The sequence below is a fragment of the Billgrantia bachuensis genome, assembly GCF_011742165.1.
Taxonomy (GTDB): domain Bacteria; phylum Pseudomonadota; class Gammaproteobacteria; order Pseudomonadales; family Halomonadaceae; genus Halomonas; species Halomonas bachuensis.
This window is the reverse complement of sequence record NZ_JAAQTO010000007.1, coordinates 17,276-34,558: the sequence shown is the minus strand read 5'-3', so window position 1 is coordinate 34,558 and position 17,283 is coordinate 17,276. Positions and strand designations below refer to the sequence as shown.

The following is a 17,283-nucleotide window of genomic DNA, read 5'->3' as shown; positions in this document are numbered from 1 at the left end:
AGCGTCGGCAAAGCCTGGCTCCGGCATCGCCAAGCGCGATGCTTTTCTTTACCATGTAGGGATTCTTGTTCCTGGCACTGGCCCTTGGTGGCCTGCGTGCCGCTCCATTCGTCCCACAGGAGTTCCGTTTTTCATGCAACCCAGTGACGTCAAGGCGCTGCTCGAGGCACGCCTCGAGGATTGCGATTTCTATATCCAGGGCGAAGGCTGCAACTTCCAGGTCATCGCCGTGGGCGATGCTTTCGAGGGCTTGTCGCCGGTCAAGCGGCAGCAGTTAATCTATGGTGCCCTCGCGGAGGAGATTGCCTCCGGTGCCGTGCATGCCGTCAGTATCAGGACCTACACGCCGGCGCAGTGGGCTAGTGCGCCGGAGAATGCGGCTTCACCCAGCCAGGGCGCCTGACGGTCGAAAACACATGGACAAGTTGATCATTACCGGCAATGGCCCCGTTGATGGCGAGGTCTGGGCCAGCGGTGCCAAGAACGCGGCACTGCCCATCCTGTGCGCTACCCTGCTGGCCGACGAGCCGGTAACCATCGGCAACCTGCCGCATCTCCAGGACATTACCACCACCCTCGAGCTGTTGGGGCGCATGGGCGCCGAGCCGGTGATGGGCGAGAAGATGACCATCCAGCTCGATGGCTCCCAGGTGCGCGATTGCCACGCTCCCTACGAGCTGGTCAAGAAGATGCGTGCCTCGATCCTGGTGCTTGGGCCTTTGCTTGCGCATTTCGGCCATGCCGACGTATCGCTCCCTGGAGGCTGCGCCATTGGCTCGCGGCCGGTGGATCTGCACATTCGCGGTCTCGAAGCCATGGGGGCGGAAATTCGCGTCGAAGGCGGCTATATTCGTGCCCGGGTCGACGGCAGGCTCAAGGGTGCCACCATCTTCTTCGATACCGTCACCGTCACCGGCACCGAAAACCTGTTGATGGCTGCAACCCTGGCGGAGGGCACCACGATACTCGAGAACGCCGCGCGCGAGCCCGAGGTGGTGGATCTTGCAGAATGCCTGATCAAGATGGGCGCGAAGATTCGTGGCCACGGCAGCAACAACATCATCATCGATGGCGTCGAGCGGCTGCACGGTGCCTATCATGACGTCATGCCCGACCGCATCGAAACCGGCACCTTCCTGGTTGCCGCCGCGCTCTCGCGGGGTCGTGTACGGGTGCGCAATACCCGCTCCGACATCCTCGAAGCGGTGCTGGCCAAGCTCGAGGAGGCCGGTGCCAAGATAGCCATCGGTGATGGCTGGATCGAGCTGGACATGGAGGGGCGTCGTCCGCGTCCGGTCAACATCCGCACCGCACCGTACCCGGGCTTCCCCACCGACATGCAGGCTCAGTTCGTGGCGCTCAACGCCGTGGCGGACGGTGCCTCGCACGTCGTGGAAACCATCTTCGAGAACCGCTTCATGCATGTGCAGGAACTGAACCGCATGGGAGCGCAAATTGCTCTGGAAGGCAACACCGCGATGATTACCGGGGTCGAACGACTTTCGGGCGCTCCGGTGATGGCAACTGACCTGCGTGCATCGGCCTCGCTGGTGATCGCGGCGATGATGGCCGAGGGCGAGACTCTGGTCGATCGTATCTATCACATCGATCGAGGCTATGAGTGCATCGAAGAAAAGCTGCAACTGCTGGGAGCCCGGATTCGTCGCATCCCCGGTTGAGTGGGACAGGCGAAGCCCGCAGCTTCCGACCATAGGCGAGACCATGAGCAAGCAATTGATTCTGGCCCTGTCGAAGGGCCGCATCCTTGACGAGACGCTGCCATTGCTGGCGGATGCCGGCATCGTGCCGGCCGAGGATCTGGGCAAGAGCCGCAAGCTGCTCTTCGACACCAACCTCGACGACGTCAAGCTGGTAGTGATCCGCGCCACCGACGTGCCCACCTACGTACAACTGGGCGCCGCCGATCTGGGCGTGGCGGGCAAGGACGTGCTGCTCGAGCACGGTGCCGAGGGGCTCTACGAGCCGCTGGATCTCGAGATCGCCAAGTGCAAGCTGATGACGGCCGGCATCGACGGCGCCGTGGCCGCACGAGCCCGCCGTCGGGTGGCGACGAAGTTCGTCAACGTGGCGCGCCGCTACTACGCCGAGCAGGGCATCCAGGCCGAAGTGATCAAGCTCTACGGGGCCATGGAGCTGGCTCCGCTGATGAACCTTGCCGACGAGATCGTCGATATCGTCGATACCGGCAACACCCTGCGCGCCAACGGCATGTCGCCACGTGAGCTGATCGCGCCGATCAGCACGCGTCTGGTCGTCAACAAAGCCGCCATGACCATGAAGCATGAGCGTCTCAAGCCGCTGATCGCGCGGCTTTCCCAGGCGGTGGAGCAACGCCGCCCGGCGGTGGAACTCCCCGCGACCTGATCGGGAGCACGACAACATTCTTACGTGGAGGCGAATGCCATCATGAGCGAAACCCTAGCTGATTCCGTCGACATGGCCCGTCTATCCACCGAGGATGCCGACTTTGAGGCGCGCCTGGATGCGCTGTTGGCCTGGGAGGGCGTTTCGGATGCCGAGGTGCAGCAGCGAGTCGCGGATATCATCGCGGCGGTTCGTAGGCGGGGCGACGCAGCCTTGATCGAGTACACCGGGCGCTTCGACCGCCTGTCGGTATCGACGATGGACGAGCTGACCCTTGGCGGCGAGCGGCTGGAGCGGGCCTATGTCGGTCTTCCGGCTGAGCAGCGCGAGGCGCTGGCCCGGGCTGCCGAGCGCATACGGGTCTATCACGAGCGCCAGAGACCGACTTCCTGGTCCTACGTCGAAGAGGACGGCAGCGTTCTCGGTCAGCAGGTCACACCGTTGGATCGGGCCGGCATCTACGTGCCGGGTGGCAAAGCGGCCTACCCCTCGTCGGTATTGATGAATGCCATTCCGGCTCACGTTGCGGGTGTGCGCGAAATCGTCATGGTCGTGCCTACCCCCGATGGGGTGATCAACGAGCTGGTGCTGGCGGCGGCCCACCTGGCCGGTGTGGATCATGTCTTTACCATCGGGGGGGCCCAGGCGGTGGCTGCCTTGGCTTATGGTACCGAGACTGTGCCGCGGGTCGACAAGATCGTGGGGCCGGGCAACATCTACGTGGCAACCGCCAAGCGGGCCGTCTTCGGGCAGGTGGGCATCGACATGATCGCCGGTCCTTCGGAGATTCTGATCGTCTCCGACGGTGGTACCGATCCTGAGTGGCTGGCCATGGACCTGTTCTCCCAGGCCGAGCACGACGAGGATGCCCAAGCACTGCTGGTCAGTTGGGACGAGCGTCACCTGACCGAGGTCGAGGCGGCTATTGTCAAGTTGCTGCCGACGCTGGAGCGCGAGGAGATCGTGCGCCAGTCGCTGGCGCGTCGCGGGGCCCTGATCCGCTGCCGTGATAGAAACGAGGCCGTATGCCTGATCAACCGTATCGCCCCGGAGCACCTCGAGCTTTCCATGGCCGAGCCGGAAGCGTTGCTGCCGGAGGTGCGCCATGCCGGTGCCATCTTCATGGGGCGTTACACGGCCGAGGCGCTCGGCGACTACTGTGCCGGACCCAACCACGTGCTTCCAACCTCGGGTACGGCGCGTTTTTCTTCACCGCTGGGTGTCTATGATTTCCAGAAGCGCTCTTCGGTCATCCATTGCTCCGAGGAGGGAGCATCGACGCTGGGTGCGATAGCTTCGGTACTGGCTCGCGGCGAGTCGTTGACGGCCCACGCCCGTTCCGCCGAGTACCGTATCAAGGAATAGTGCCTGGTACTTGCCAGGCACTCGTCAGCGCTCGTGAAGCCGGCTAGGCGGTAGCGGGCGCTCACCCACCTCCAGTTCGACGGTGAACTTCTCGCCACTGCGTACCACGGTCAAGGGAAGCGTGGCTCCCGGCTCGATAGCTGCGATGTCGCTCATGGCGGCGCGGGCATCGAGGATGGGGCGCCCATCGACCTCCAGCAGTACGTCGCCTGGGCGCAGACCGACCTCGTCCGCGGGGCCGTCCGGCACCACCCCGGAAATGACTACGCCACGCGGTGCCTGCAGGCCGAAGGAGGCCGCCAGGTCCTGCGTCATCTCCTGTGCTTCGATGCCCAGCCAGCCACGAATCACGCGGCCCTGGGTTATCAGAGCCTCCAGGATGGAGCGTGCCAGACGCGTGGGAATGGCGAAGCCAACCCCTTGCGAGCCTCCCGAGCGGGAAAAGATGGCGGTATTGATCCCCACCAGTGAACCCTCGGCGTTGATCAAGGCACCCCCGGAGTTGCCCGGGTTGATGGCAGCGTCGGTCTGGATGAAGTCCTCGTAGGCACTCAGCCCCAGGTGGCTGCGCCCCGTGGCGCTGATGATGCCCATGGTGACGGTCTGTCCCACGCCGAAGGGATTGCCGATGGCCATGGCAATATCACCCACTGCCACGTCCTCGGTATCGGCGAGATGTATTACCGGCAGTTGATCCAGGTCGATGCGCAGCACGGCCAGGTCGCTCTCGGGGTCGGTGCCAATCACTTCCGCGAGTGTCTCCCTGCCGTCGCGCAGGGCTACCTGGATCTCGTCGGCGCCATCGATGACATGATGGTTGGTCAGCACGTAGCCATCCTCACTGACGATGACGCCGGAGCCCAGGCTCGACAGCAGGCGCTGCTGGGACGGCAGATCGTCGGCGAAGAATTGGCGGAAGAACGGATCCGACATCAGCGGGTGCTCCTCGCGCGCCACGACCCGCGACGAGTAGATATTGACGACTGCCGGTGCGGCTTTTTCGACTGCTGTCGAATAGCTGACCGGTCCCTGCTGACGCGCCAGAGGAGGGGCCTGCTGAAGCTCGGGGGAGGGCCGCGACACTTGCTGTACTTCGGTGGGCGGCGCTGGTCGGGAGGAGCTATCCGATGCCGGCGGGCTTCGCAGCAGCTGTGGGAAGGTATTCAGCAAGACAATGGCCAGCAGCACGCCGATGAGGACGGGCAGGGTATAGGCAATGAGAGAACGACGCATGCGGCGTTTCCTGGTCGGCGGGCAGTCGATGATATCCCGCTCAGTCGTTACAATGGGGCCGATTGTAACACTGTCATCGAAGTGCTGTCCGGGAGGCAGGAATGATTTTGCGAACCGACCTGGTGCGGGCCTGCGATACCCTGCTCAACGCCCCCGCGTTCAAGGACTATACCGTCAATGGTCTGCAAGTGGCGGGGCGTGACGAAGTGCGGCGCGTGATGAGTGGCGTGACTGCCTGCCAGGCACTGCTCGACGAGGCGGTGGCGTGGGGGGCGGACCTGCTGCTGGTTCATCACGGCTACTTCTGGAAGAACGAACCAGTGCCGATCACCGGCATCAAGCAGCGGCGCATTCGTACGTTGCTGCTCAACGACATCAATCTGCTGGCCTATCATCTACCGCTCGATGCCCACGCCGAGTTGGGCAACAATGCCGAACTTGCCCGCCGGCTCGGCTTTCGGGTAGAGGGCTGTGCCGACGGTGAGCTGGGTCAGGGGCTGGTGTGGCTCGGCAGCCTGCCCGAGGCCGCTTCCCCCTCTCTCCTGGCTCGCCAGCTCGGTGAGCGTCTGGAACGCGAGCCATTGCTCATCGAGGCGCCCGGCGGTGGCGAGATACGTCGGGTGGCCTGGTGTACCGGTGGTGCACAGGACATGATCGTCCAGGCCTGGGAGGCCGGAGCCGAGGCGTTCATCTCGGGCGAGATATCCGAGCGCACCACGCACCTGGCGCGTGAGCTCGGCATTCACTATCTGGCTGCGGGTCACCACGCCACCGAGCGCTACGGTGTTCAGGCACTGGGGGCATGGTTGGCGCGGGAGTTCGGCGTTGAGCATCGCTTCGTCGATATCGACAATCCGGCCTGACGTGTGAGGGCCGACGAGTCAGTAGCGCGGAGGTTGCGGAGTCTCGCGCTTGTCGTCGCTGGGCTTGAGGCCGAAATCTTCCGATAGGGTGCCGCCGGAGCCATCGGCGTAATCGCGCGGTGCCGGTATGTCGTCGCTGCCGGTCAGGGCCGGCTGGTCGGCCGACTTGAGCTGATGGGCCGATTTGAGCTGTTTGGACGACTTCAGTTGGCGAGTGGCGGGAGCATCGCAGTGCAGCGTACTGGCATCCTCGGTCAGGCGGTGCTCGAGGGTGCGCATTTCGCGCTGGATGTTGCTTACCATCATGCCGACTTGGCTGAAGTGTTCGTTCATGCCTTCGCGAAGCTCGTTCAACTCGCGCTCACGTTCAGCCGCCTGGCGCCGCAGCTTCTGCGTGCGGGTTGCCGAGGCGCCAAGTGCGCGATAGCCGATGGCGCCGATGCCAAGGCCGATCAGCAGGCTGACGATGGCCACGATCCAGTTCACATTGCCGTAATCCACAAAGTTCTCCCTGATACAGAAACACGCCGGTGCTTTGCCACCGCCCGGTTCGGGCCATGTCTGGCCGGCCCATTATAGAAGCGTTGGCAGCCGGCGGGTCAACGCTCGGTGAATATCGCCAGACCCCATTTTTCTGCGCGCAGCGCTCGAGATGCGTATAATGCGGGGCCTGCAACGATACGAGCCAGATCAGCAAGGAATCTTCCATGTGCGCGACCGTGACGTCTGCGGGTTCCCATTCGGCTGCTGCCGGTACGCCGCTGGCACGCTACCGGGCCGACCTCGAGCGCGATGATTTTCACTACGACCCTGCTCAGGAGCAGGCCGTCGAGCATCTGCAGCGTCTCTATGACCAGCTCGTGGCCTCGCCGAGGACCGAGTCGCGGGCCGTGACCACTGGGCGTAGCCTCAAGTCCAGGGTGGCGGGCCTGTTCGGCAAGCGCGGCGCGGAGGTGGAAGAGCCGGTCCTGCCTGCGATCCAGGGACTCTACTTCTGGGGCGGGGTGGGACGTGGCAAGACCTATCTCGTCGATACCTTCCATGACTCCCTGCCTTTTCCCGACAAGATGCGCACCCATTTTCATCGCTTCATGCAGCGGGTGCACAACGAGTTGGAGCACTACAAGGGCGAGAAGAACCCGTTGCGGCTGATCGCCGGCAAGTTCGCCGCCGAGGCGCGGGTGATCTGTTTCGATGAATTCTTCGTCAAGGACATTACCGATGCCATGATCCTTGCCACCCTGCTCGAAGCGCTGTTCGAGCGCGGCGTGGTGCTCGTGGCCACTTCGAACATCGTGCCCGATGAGCTGTACAAGGATGGGCTGCAGCGTGCTCGTTTCGTGCCGGCCATCGACCTGATCAAGCGCCACTGCCGCGTGGTCAACGTGGATTCGGGCATCGATTATCGCCTGCGCGCCCTGGAGCGTGCCGAGATCTTCCATGCGCCGTTGGATGCGGCGGCGGAGCGTGAGCTTGCGCGAAGCTTCCATGAGATCGCCCGGCATGACGGCGAAGCCGATGTGTCGATCGAGATCAACCACCGCGTGTTAAGGGCTCGCCGCCTGCATGACGACGTGGTGTGGTTCGAATTTCGAGAGCTGTGCGACGGGCCGCGCAGCCAGAACGACTACATCGAGCTTGCCCGCGAATTCCACACCGTACTGGTTTCCAACGTGACGAGGATGGGCGCGGCGACCGACGATCAGGCGCGCCGCTTCATCAACATGGTCGACGAGTTCTACGATCGCGGCGTCAAGCTGCTGATGTCGGCCGAGGTGCCGGCGGAGTCGCTTTATGCCGGCGGTCGCCTCGAGTTCGAGTTTCAGCGCACCCTGTCGCGACTGCAGGAGATGCAGTCGCACGAGTACCTCGCTCTGCCGCACAAGCCTTGATCGAAAGCCAGATAAGGCTTTAATCCTTGCGCGCAAATCCTGTAGAATACGCGCTTCTCGACCGTTGCCGCTGCTTGATGGGCAGGCAACCAAGAAAAATAGGGATGATCCCGTTGACGCCATGGGTGTTCGGGGTCCAATGCACTTGATTGATCTTGTGGTGGTTTCTCCATGAAAACGTTCACTGCTAAGCCGCAGAGCGTGCAGCGCGACTGGTACGTCGTCGACGCGGCGGACAAGACGCTCGGCCGTCTGGCTACCGAAATCGCTCGCCGTCTGCGTGGCAAGCACAAGCCCGAATTCACCCCTCATGTCGATACCGGCGATTACATCGTCGTGATCAACGCCGAGAAGGTGCAGGTTACCGGCAACAAGGCGAAGGCCAAGACCTACTACCGGCACACCGGTTACCCGGGCGGTCTTCGCTCCATGAATTTCGAGAAGATGATTGCGCATGCGCCGGAGCGCGTGATCGAGTCTGCCGTCAAGGGCATGCTGCCGAAGGGCCCGCTGGGGCGCGCCATGTACTCCAAGCTCAAGGTCTATGCCGGCGCCGAACATCCGCACGCCGCCCAGCAGCCGCAAGAACTGAACATCTGAGGGGATCATCACCATGGCACAACAGTATTACGGTACCGGGCGCCGCAAGACATCTACTGCCCGTGTTTTCCTCAAGCCGGGAACCGGCAAGATTACCGTCAACAGCCGTGAGCTGGACCAATATTTCGGTCGCGTTACCGGCCGCATGGTGGTTCGTCAGCCGCTCGAGCTGACCGAGACGACCGGCCAGTTCGACGTCTATGTCACCGTCAAGGGCGGTGGTGGCTCTGCCCAGGCGGGTGCCATTCGTCACGGCATTACCCGTGCCCTGATGGAGTACAACGAGGACTTCCGTCCGGCTCTTCGCGCCGCTGGCTACGTCACTCGCGATGCACGCCAGGTGGAGCGCAAGAAGGTTGGCCTGCGCAAGGCGCGTCGTCGCCCGCAGTTCTCCAAGCGCTAATTGCATCAAATCGGAACAAAAACCCGGGCGTTTGCCCGGGTTTTTTTATTTTTATTTCAAGCAATTGCGGTTTGAATTCCACCTTGGTCAGGACTGTTTCGCCTTGTACCAAGCGGCTTGATTCCTTAATATATGGCGGATTTGGTATCCGTGGCTACGGAACTCATTCCGTGCGGTTCAACGGGTAAGCTGATGGGAGAAACCATAAAATGGCAGACAACGGCGTGAACAAAGGGCGGCGCCGTCTCCTCCTTGGTGCAACCACCGTCGTAGGGGCGGTGGGTGCCGTGGGAGTGGCGGTTCCCTTTGTGGCTTCCTGGCAGCCGAGTGCCAGGGCAAGGGCGGCTGGGGCGCCAGTGACTGCGGATGTCTCGAAGCTGGAGCCGGGGCAACGCATGACTGTCGAGTGGCGCGGAAGGCCGGTCTGGGTCGTTCGGCGTACCCCCGACATGATGGAGCGTACCGAGAACTTCGACCCTTCACGTCTGGCCGATCCCGATTCAGAAGAGCCGCAGCAGCCAAGCTATGTCACCGGTCCGTTGCGCTCGATCAAGCCCGAGATCGGGGTGCTGATCGGTATCTGTACCCACCTGGGCTGCTCACCGCTGTTCCGTCCGGAGCCGAACGCCGAGGGAGTGGGAACGGACGACTGGCCGGGTGGTTTCTTCTGTCCCTGTCACGGCTCGCGTTTCGATCTGGCGGGTCGCGTGTTTCGCAACGTGCCGGCTCCGACCAATCTTGAAGTACCGCCGTACCGCTTTGAAAGCGACAGCGTGATTGTCGTCGGCGAAGATGAGGAGGCCGCCTGATGGGTAACCCGAATCGTGTCAAGGCAGAAAGCGGGTTCATGCGCTGGGTGGACGACCGCTTCCCTGCCACGCAGATGTGGCAGGAGCATCTGTCCAAGTATTACGCGCCCAAGAACTTCAACGTCTGGTACTTCTTCGGCTCTCTCGCCCTGCTGGTGCTCGTCAACCAGATCCTCACCGGCGTCTGGCTGACCATGAGCTACAATCCCTCGGCCGAGGGTGCCTTCGCTTCCGTCGAGTACATCATGCGCGACGTGGAGTGGGGCTGGTTGATCCGCTACATGCATTCCACCGGCGCTTCCGCCTTCTTCGTAGTGGTCTACCTGCACATGTTCCGTGGCCTGCTCTACGGTTCCTACAAGGCGCCTCGCGAACTCGTCTGGATCTTCGGCATGGCGATCTATCTGGCGTTGATGGCCGAGGCCTTCATGGGTTACCTGCTGCCCTGGGGGCAGATGTCCTACTGGGGCGCTCAGGTGATCATCTCGCTGTTCTCGGCGATTCCCGCGATTGGCCCGGACCTGGCTCAGTGGGTGCGCGGCGACTACCTGATTTCCGGTATTACCCTCAATCGCTTCTTCGCTCTCCATGTGGTGGCGCTGCCCATCGTGATCCTGGCGCTGGTGGTGCTGCACCTCATTGCTCTGCATGAAGTCGGTTCCAACAATCCGGATGGCATCGACATCAAGGACAAGAAGGATGAGACCGGCAAGCCGATCGACGGTATTCCCTTCCATCCGTACTACACGGTCAAGGACGTGTTCGGCGTGGCCGTGTTCCTGTTCGTATTTTGCGCGGTGGTGTTCTACTTCCCGGAGGGCGGTGGCTACTTCATCGAAAAGCCGAACTTCGAGCCTGCCAACCCGCTGAAGACGCCGGATCATATCGCGCCGGTATGGTACTTCACGCCTTTCTACGCCATCCTGCGGGCGATCAATTTCTCGCTCTTCGGGCTGGATGCCAAGTTCCTCGGCGTGGTCTTCATGGGGGCGGCCATCGCCGTTCTGTTCGTGCTGCCCTGGCTCGACCGCAGCCGGGTGAACTCCATGCGCTACAAGGGCTGGATGTCCAAGGTGATGTTGGCGCTGTTCGCCATCAGCTTCGTGATCCTCGGCGTGCTGGGCGTGCTGCCGGCAACCGATGGCCGAACCGTGCTGGCGCAGATCTGCACGGCGATCTACTTCGCCTTCTTCCTGCTGATGCCTTTCTACACCAGGATGGAGAATACCAAACCCGTTCCGGAGAGGGTGACTGGCTAATGAAAAAGCAACTGTTCGCACTGCTCTTCGCGCTGGTGCCCTTCACGGCGATGGCTGCAGGTGGCGAGAGCGTGCCGTACTCGATGACGCCGGATCTCCACGACAAGGCGTCTCTGCAGCGAGGCATGAAGCTCTTCGTCAACTACTGCATGGGATGTCATTCGCTCGAACATCAGCGCTTTGCGCGTGCCGCCGAAGATCTCGACATCCCTCAGGAGCTCGTCGAGGAGAATCTGATTTTCTCTTCGGATCTGGCCTACAACGACCAGATGGGTAACGCCATGAGCACCGACGATGGGGAGAGTTGGTTCGGTGCGCCGCCCCCCGATCTCACGCTCGAGGCGCGCCTGCGCGGCACCGACTGGATCTACTCCTACCTGTTGACCTTCTATCGCGACCCCGAGCGTCCGAATGGGGTCAACAACGAGGTGTTCGACCTGGTAGCCATGCCCAATGTGCTGGAGCCGCTGCAGGGCGTGCAGGAAAAGGTCTGTGCCGAGACGGATCGCCCCGTTCATGGGGCGGAGCTCGACCCGCTGACCGGCAAGTACCAGTCCTGTGAAGTACTGCAGGTGACCCAGCCGGGAAGCATGGAGCCCGAGGAGTTCGAAGAGGCGGTCTATGACCTGACCAACTTCCTGGCCTACGTGGGCGAGCCGACCAAGCTGCATGCTCAGGCGCTGGGTCCGAAGGTGCTGATTTTCATCTTCATTTTCGGTGTGCTGGCGTACCTGCTCAAGCGCGAGTACTGGCGCGATATTCACTGATTCGATTGAATCGGTCGGTTGTGCCGCGGGGGGCGCATGGTCACATGCCATGCGCCCCTTGCGTGTTGTTTCAAGTCAGAAAGTACATGCCACCCGCAGCCTGGGGTGCGTGCTATCATGCTGGTTCGAATTGATGCGAGGATTGTTACATGGGTGTAGTGGCCAAGCGGTCGTCGATGATCTTCTACTCGGGGAGCGATGATCACCTTAGTCATCGCGTACGCATCGTGCTCGCCGAAAAGGGCGTGGCGGTCGATATCGTCGAAGTCAATGGTGACCAGCGTCCCGAGGAGCTTGCCGACCTGAACCCCTACAACAGCGTGCCGACCCTGGTCGATCGCGACCTGGCGCTCTATGAATCCAAGGTCATGATGGAATACCTGGACGAGCGCTTTCCTCATCCTCCGTTGTTGCCGGTGTATCCCGTGGCGCGAGCCCAGAGCCGGCTCTGGATGCATCGCATCGAGCGGGAGTGGTGCCCTCTCGTCGAGCAGATCGTGAGCGGTGGCAAGAAGGAGGTGGAAAAGGCACGCAAGGAACTGCGTGAGAGTCTGGTCGGTATCTCACCGATCTTCGAGGACGTGCCTTTCTTCATGAGCGAGGAGTTTTCGCTGGTGGACTGCTGTATCGCGCCGATTCTATGGCGTCTTCCGGTATTGGGAATCGAACTTCCGGAGAAGCAGGTCAAGCCGCTCGTAGCCTACATGGAGCGCTTGTTCGAGCGAGAATCCTTCGTGTCGGCGCTGAGCGAGAACGAGCGCGAAATGCGCGCCTGAACCTGGCGTCGGGTCTGCCCGACGCCGACAGACTGGAGGGCTGAACGCCATGTTGTCGAGCCGCCCCTATCTGGCCCGAGGCCTCTACGAGTGGCTTCTGGACAATGAGCATACTCCTTACATCGTGGTCGACGCCGAGCAGCCAGGCGTCAGTGTGCCACGTCAGTTCGTGCAGAACGGCCAGATCGTGCTGAACGTCGGGCCTACTGCGGTGCGCGATCTGCACATCGCGAACGATGCCGTCAGGTTTCATGCTCGCTTCGGTGGGCAACCCATGCAGGTCGTCGTGCCGATGCCGGCCTTGGTGGCCATCTATGCCAAGGAGAACGGTGTGGGTATGGTGTTCGGTCATGAGCCGATCATGCCGATGCCTCAGCAGGAGGAGGGTGCCCCCGGGGACAAGCCCGAGCTGAGTAGCGTAGATATTGACGGCGAGCGGGACGACGAGGGTGCTGAGAAGTCGGAGCGCGGCAAGGCGTCATCCGCTGGCAAGACGGCTTCCAAGAAGCGGCCTTCGCTGAGAGTGATCAAGTAGCTGCCGGTCATGTCGACCACGCAGCAGAACGGCAGGCCTCGGCCTGCCGTTCTGCATTCAGTGCTTCGTGATGCGCGTTCAGTCGAGGTAATCGAAGACCTTTACGATGCGCTGTATCCCGCCGACATCGGCAACGGCATCGACGATGCGGTCTGCTTCGGCCCGCCTGACCATGCCCATGATATAGACCGTGGCGTTTTCTGTGATGAAGCGCAGCCGGCCGGTGTCGATGCTTTCGTCTGCTGCAAGGGCCGTGCGGATGCGGGTATTGGTCCAGGTATCCGAAAGGCGCTGGCTTGCCGGCAGGTTGGCGGCGATGGAGAGTTCGTTGTGCACGTCGCGTACGTTGCGTACCTCCAAGGCCACTTCGTTGGCCTTCTGTTTCAGCTCTTCACTGGGTACCTGGCCGGTGAGGAGCACGATACCGTTGTAGCTGTCGACATTGATGCGGGCATCGCCGAGCCGGGCATCGCTGCGGCGCAGGTTGTGCGAAATCTTGGTCTCGATGCTCTCATCCTCTACTTGGGCGCCAAGCGTGCGCCTGCCGTAGTTTTCGTCGATGGTGCCGGGATTGGTGACGCCGGTTACCGCAGTACAGCCGCTGAGGGTCAGAACCAGGGAGGCCAGAAGACAAGCGAAGAGTCTGGTTGAGGTCATTGGGGTTACTCGCTGCTGCCGAAGAGTTGTTCATCGATGAGGTCGCACAGACAGTGGATCACCAGCAGGTGAACCTCCTGAATGCGCGCCGTGGAAGTGGCCGGGACGCGTATTTCGCAATCGTCCTGGCCAAGCAGGGAGGCCATGTCGCCACCGTCGCGACCGGTCAGGGCAATGACGGCCATGTCACGGTCATGAGCGGCCTGAATCGCCTGGATGACATTGCCAGAGTTGCCACTGGTCGAGATGGCCAGCAGGATGTCGCCGGGCTGGCCGAGAGCTCGGATCTGCTTGGAGAAGACTTCGCTATAGCTGTAGTCGTTGGCGATTGAAGTCAGCGTCGAGGTATCGGTGGTCAGCGCCAGCGCCGGCAGGCTGGGGCGCTCGCGTTCGAAGCGGTTGAGCAGCTCGGAGGAGAAGTGCTGGCTGTCACCCGCGCTGCCTCCGTTGCCGCAGGCCAGTATCTTGCCTTCGTTGACCAGGCATTGAACCATCATCTGGCTGGCAACTTCGATGAAGGGAGGCAGCACCTCACTGGCGTAGGTCTTGGTATCGATGCTGGCGTTGAAATGGCCGAGTATGCGTTGCTGAAAATCCATTCTGTCGAGTCCTGTCGCGGAACGAACGATAAGGCCGGTCAGAACGCTTCGAAGGCGCCCTGTACCCATTCGAAATCGAGCGCGGGCGGGATGCCGGTCACGGCCAGCACGTCGAAACGGCAGGGACATGATAGCCGGTTACGCGCCAGATAAAAACGCGCCGCATGGACCAGGCGGCGCTGTTTGGAGCCGGTGACGGTCTCCAGTGGGTGACCGTGGCGCACGTCAGCGCGATGGCGAACCTCCACGAAGACCAGGGTTTCCCCATCGCCCATCACCAGGTCCAGTTCGCCGCCCTTGAACTGCTGATTGCTGGCAATGAGCGTGAGGCCGCGTGCCGAGAGCCATTCGGCGGCGAGGCGCTCGATGCGTGCGCCGCGGGCGCGGGCGTCAGAGGGGCCGGTCATCGTCCTGGCCAGCGTCGAGGATGTCGAAGGTCAGGATAGGGCGCGGCACACCGCGCTCGAAGCGTGCCCAGGGCAGCCGCCGCTCGATGCGACCGTCGCGTCCGGACGCCAGCAGGCCGGTGGCACCGAACATCTCGCTTTCGGGCAGCAGCTGAAATTGCGGCAGCCGGCGCGCCAGCTCGTAGGCGTCGACGCCCATAGCCATCAGGCGGAAAGTGGAGGGGTCGGCATCCTGCTGCAGCTCCTGAAAGCTGGCGAGGTAGGGTAGCGCTTCCACGCCACCCACGGCGGCGTCGGGGATCTGCCAGGGAATGTCGACGAAGTTGACCTCGTCGAGATCATGGTCGAGCAGCGGCTGTGGGCGACCTTCGTAGAGATGCGAAGTGGCATAGATCGGCAGGTCCGCTGCATCGTAGTAGTCGAGTGTCGGTGGCACTTGGCGAGCATAGCTGGGTAGGGCCAGCAGGAACAGCATGTCGGGGCGGCCGCCGGCAAGCACGCGGCGCGTGCTCTCGGTAGCGGAGCCGCGCGGATCGTAGGCGACGGCATTGGTGATGACTCCGTCACGGTTGCGCCACTCGTCCTCGAAGGCGCGGCCGACCCGTGCACCCCACTCGTTGTTCGGCACCAGCAGAGCGCTACGGCGATGGCCATCCTCACGGGCGCGCCGGGCAACTTGGCGCGCCTCGTCCTCGGCCGACAGGCCGTATTGAAACAGCCCTTCGGCCCGGTTCGTCGCACCTTCGCCGTAGTTCAGCGCCAGCGTCGGTAACGGGACGCTGTCACGGGCCTCGAGTTCGCTGACCTTATTCTTGTCGAGCGGGCCGATGACCACCTGGGCGCCAAGGTTGCGCGCTTCGCTATAGAGGGCGTCGAGGTTGCCCTGGCTGCTATCGAGGAACGTGAGGCGCACGCCGCCATTGCGTTCCACGCTATGCAGATGGTGAATGCGGATGCCGGTACGAATCGATTCGGCAACGCTGGCCAAGGGGCCGCCAGTAGGCAAGAAGACGGCGATATGGCGCACCTCCTTGCCGCGCAGTTCCCGCAGCGCCAGAAGTTCGGCAGGCACGCTGCGGGCTGCCGGATGCTGGGGGTTGCGCTCACGCCAGGATTCCAGGCGAGTGAACAGGCGCTCGATGTCGCCGTCGCTCTCGCGCACCAGGCTGGCAAGCTCCAGCCAGCCCTGGGTGAGCTCGTCGGCTCCCTCGCGCAAGCTGGCCAGCCCGCTGGCCTCGAGGCGGGAAAGCGAGGCCCAGATGCTATCGTTGAGCGTTTCCCGGTCAGTGCGTGCCTGTACGTACATCAGCATCTCGGCAGCGGCGCGATGCTCGTCGATCTGTGCCAGGGCGCGGCCCACACGCTCGCGCAGGATCAGGCCGGCATCGCGTGGCATCTCGATCTCGTCGAGCAACTGGCCGGCCTGGACAACGGCCCAGGGTTCCTCGAGCTCTTCTCCGAGCTCCGACAGCAGCATGGCCCAATGCAAACGGTAGTCGGCGGGTAGCCGGGTATCGTCGATCTCGCGGGCAACCTCCAGCGCCTGGGTGCGCTGGCCGCGGCGTGCTAGGATGTCGGCCGCCTCGAGTCGGCTGAGTGCGGCCTGCTCGGGGGCTTGTTGCTCGGCCTGCTCGAGAAGGTAGCCGGGGTCGTCGTCGGGCACGCGCTCGACGAGTCCGGGTGGGGCGCAGCCGGCCATCAGGAGGGCGAGGAGCACGATGGCCAGCAGGCCGCGGGGCATTTTCAGCATGAATTCTTCCTTGTCTGCAGGCTCAGGAGGCGCAGGCCTGACTCTGGGTCCGACGATCAACCACATTCGGCCAAGCCCGACAGTCTCATTGAGGAACCGCCATGTCTGACACTGATCTGGGCACATTGTACGTGGTCGCCACGCCGATTGGGAATCTGGAGGACTTGAGTCCCAGGGCGGCCAGGGTGCTGGGGTCGGTCGACCTGGTTGCCGCGGAGGACACCCGCCACACCTCTCGCCTGCTGCGTCACCTGGGGCTCTCACCCGCCATGCTCTCGCTGCACGAGCACAACGAGGCGGCACGGGTCGAGCAGCTTGACGAGCGGCTGCGGCGTGGCGAGAGCATCGCCTTGGTCAGCGATGCGGGGACGCCATTGATCAGCGATCCGGGCTTCGTACTGGTACGGGAGCTGCGAATGCGAGGGCGCCGTATCGTGCCCGTACCGGGCCCTTGTGCCCTGGTGGCTGCGCTAAGTGCGGCCGGCCTGCCGACCGATCGTTTCTTGTTCCTGGGCTTTCTTCCGGCCAAGGGAGGAGGGCGACGCCAGCGCCTGGAAGCGCTGGGGCAGCATACCGAGACACTGGTTTTCTACGAGTCGCCGCACCGTATCCGAGACACGTTGGCAGACATCGCGACGGTGTTCGGCGAGCGGCGGCTGGTGCTCGCCAGGGAGCTGACCAAGTCCTTCGAGACGTTTCTCGACGGCAGCGCCTCGGCGCTGCTGGCGTGGATGGAGGCCGATCCCGACCAGTCCCGCGGCGAGTTCGTGATCATGGTGGCTGGAGCCGAGGCGCGTGAAAGTACGGATATTGCCAGCCTGGAAGCCGATGCCATTGTGAAGGCGCTGCTCGCCGAAGGCGTTGGGGTAAAGCAGGCCGCGGCGGTGGCGTCGCGCTTGCTGGGTGGTGCCAAGAAAGAGTGGTACAGCCGTGTTCAGGCGCTCAAGGAAGCGCGCTGACATGCGTGGAAAGACATTGAGAGG

General features: G+C 62.8%; 20 protein-coding genes. 14 read left to right on the top strand and 6 right to left on the bottom strand.

Annotation, left to right across the window (positions count from 1 at the left end; translation table 11 throughout):
• Positions 1-133: 133 nt before the first annotated feature.
• Genes HBJ55_RS03605 through hisD form a run of 4 tightly spaced genes read left to right on the top strand, consistent with a single transcriptional unit; the run spans position 134 to position 3,750 of the window.
• Positions 134-403, top strand: a complete 270-nt coding sequence (locus HBJ55_RS03605; RefSeq protein ID WP_167111141.1) for a BolA family protein — start codon at positions 134-136, stop codon at positions 401-403.
• A 13-nt stretch (positions 404-416) separates the two neighbouring features.
• Positions 417-1,679, top strand: a complete 1,263-nt coding sequence (gene murA / locus HBJ55_RS03600) for a UDP-N-acetylglucosamine 1-carboxyvinyltransferase (RefSeq protein WP_167111139.1) — start codon at positions 417-419, stop codon at positions 1,677-1,679.
• 43 nt (positions 1,680-1,722) lie between these two features.
• Entirely contained in the window at positions 1,723-2,385 is a 663-nt protein-coding gene (gene hisG, locus HBJ55_RS03595) for an ATP phosphoribosyltransferase (RefSeq protein ID WP_167111136.1), read from the top strand.
• Positions 2,386-2,427: 42 nt separating this feature from the next.
• A complete protein-coding gene (gene hisD / locus HBJ55_RS03590) occupies positions 2,428-3,750 on the top strand; it encodes a histidinol dehydrogenase (RefSeq protein ID WP_167111134.1) in 1,323 nt (440 codons plus the stop codon).
• Between the two features lie 24 nt (positions 3,751-3,774).
• Here hisD and HBJ55_RS03585 read toward each other — a convergent pair whose 3' ends face one another.
• Positions 3,775-4,983, bottom strand: coding sequence for a Do family serine endopeptidase (locus HBJ55_RS03585; protein WP_167111132.1), 1,209 nt, complete (start codon positions 4,981-4,983; stop codon positions 3,775-3,777).
• A 101-nt stretch (positions 4,984-5,084) separates the two neighbouring features.
• On the opposite strand from HBJ55_RS03585, the gene HBJ55_RS03580 reads away from it, so the two are divergent.
• Positions 5,085-5,846 (top strand): Nif3-like dinuclear metal center hexameric protein, encoded by a 762-nt coding sequence (locus HBJ55_RS03580; RefSeq protein WP_167111130.1) that lies wholly within the window; start codon positions 5,085-5,087, stop codon positions 5,844-5,846.
• An 18-nt stretch (positions 5,847-5,864) separates the two neighbouring features.
• Here HBJ55_RS03580 and HBJ55_RS03575 read toward each other — a convergent pair whose 3' ends face one another.
• A complete protein-coding gene (locus HBJ55_RS03575) occupies positions 5,865-6,347 on the bottom strand; it encodes a ZapG family protein (protein WP_167111127.1) in 483 nt (160 codons plus the stop codon).
• 206 nt (positions 6,348-6,553) lie between these two features.
• Here HBJ55_RS03575 and zapE point away from each other — a divergent pair, with 206 nt between their 5' ends.
• From zapE to HBJ55_RS03535, 8 genes are all read left to right on the top strand, one after another.
• Positions 6,554-7,738 carry a cell division protein ZapE gene (gene zapE, locus HBJ55_RS03570; RefSeq protein WP_167111125.1) on the top strand — a complete coding sequence of 395 codons (1,185 nt, stop codon included), beginning with the start codon at positions 6,554-6,556 and terminating at the stop codon, positions 7,736-7,738.
• Between the two features lie 171 nt (positions 7,739-7,909).
• Positions 7,910-8,338, top strand: a complete 429-nt coding sequence (gene rplM, locus HBJ55_RS03565) for a 50S ribosomal protein L13 (protein WP_167111123.1) — start codon at positions 7,910-7,912, stop codon at positions 8,336-8,338.
• 13 nt (positions 8,339-8,351) lie between these two features.
• Positions 8,352-8,741 (top strand): 30S ribosomal protein S9, encoded by a 390-nt coding sequence (gene rpsI, locus HBJ55_RS03560; RefSeq protein ID WP_167111121.1) that lies wholly within the window; start codon positions 8,352-8,354, stop codon positions 8,739-8,741.
• A 209-nt stretch (positions 8,742-8,950) separates the two neighbouring features.
• The gene (petA, locus tag HBJ55_RS03555) at positions 8,951-9,550 is read left to right on the top strand and encodes a ubiquinol-cytochrome c reductase iron-sulfur subunit (protein ID WP_167111119.1); all 600 of its coding nucleotides are present in this window, start codon (positions 8,951-8,953) and stop codon (positions 9,548-9,550) included.
• Positions 9,550-10,809 (top strand): cytochrome b, encoded by a 1,260-nt coding sequence (locus HBJ55_RS03550; protein WP_167111117.1) that lies wholly within the window; start codon positions 9,550-9,552, stop codon positions 10,807-10,809. The genes petA and HBJ55_RS03550 overlap by 1 nt, the downstream gene beginning before the upstream one ends.
• Positions 10,809-11,576 carry a cytochrome c1 gene (locus HBJ55_RS03545; RefSeq protein WP_167111115.1) on the top strand — a complete coding sequence of 256 codons (768 nt, stop codon included), beginning with the start codon at positions 10,809-10,811 and terminating at the stop codon, positions 11,574-11,576. Before HBJ55_RS03550 ends, HBJ55_RS03545 begins: the two co-directional genes overlap by 1 nt.
• A 149-nt stretch (positions 11,577-11,725) precedes the next feature.
• Complete coding sequence (sspA, locus tag HBJ55_RS03540; RefSeq protein WP_167111113.1) at positions 11,726-12,352, top strand: stringent starvation protein SspA; 627 nt, start codon at positions 11,726-11,728, stop codon at positions 12,350-12,352.
• Between the two features lie 49 nt (positions 12,353-12,401).
• A complete protein-coding gene (locus HBJ55_RS03535; protein WP_167111111.1) occupies positions 12,402-12,887 on the top strand; it encodes a ClpXP protease specificity-enhancing factor in 486 nt (161 codons plus the stop codon).
• 78 nt (positions 12,888-12,965) lie between these two features.
• On the opposite strand, the gene HBJ55_RS03530 is transcribed toward HBJ55_RS03535, so the two are convergent.
• From HBJ55_RS03530 to HBJ55_RS03515, 4 genes are read right to left on the bottom strand one after another with little or no spacing between them, the layout of a single operon-like run.
• Positions 12,966-13,544 (bottom strand): BON domain-containing protein, encoded by a 579-nt coding sequence (locus tag HBJ55_RS03530; RefSeq protein ID WP_167111109.1) that lies wholly within the window; start codon positions 13,542-13,544, stop codon positions 12,966-12,968.
• Positions 13,545-13,549: 5 nt separating this feature from the next.
• On the bottom strand, positions 13,550-14,143 hold the full coding sequence (locus tag HBJ55_RS03525; RefSeq protein WP_111414259.1) for a phosphoheptose isomerase: 594 nt from the start codon (positions 14,141-14,143) through the stop codon (positions 13,550-13,552).
• 38 nt (positions 14,144-14,181) lie between these two features.
• Positions 14,182-14,550 carry a YraN family protein gene (locus HBJ55_RS03520; protein ID WP_167111107.1) on the bottom strand — a complete coding sequence of 123 codons (369 nt, stop codon included), beginning with the start codon at positions 14,548-14,550 and terminating at the stop codon, positions 14,182-14,184.
• Positions 14,534-16,300, bottom strand: a complete 1,767-nt coding sequence (locus tag HBJ55_RS03515) for a penicillin-binding protein activator (RefSeq protein WP_167111105.1) — start codon at positions 16,298-16,300, stop codon at positions 14,534-14,536. The genes HBJ55_RS03520 and HBJ55_RS03515 overlap by 17 nt, the downstream gene beginning before the upstream one ends.
• A 101-nt stretch (positions 16,301-16,401) precedes the next feature.
• Here HBJ55_RS03515 and rsmI point away from each other — a divergent pair, with 101 nt between their 5' ends.
• Entirely contained in the window at positions 16,402-17,259 is an 858-nt protein-coding gene (gene rsmI, locus HBJ55_RS03510; protein ID WP_167111103.1) for a 16S rRNA (cytidine(1402)-2'-O)-methyltransferase, read from the top strand.
• The last annotated feature ends 24 nt before the right edge of the window (positions 17,260-17,283 follow it).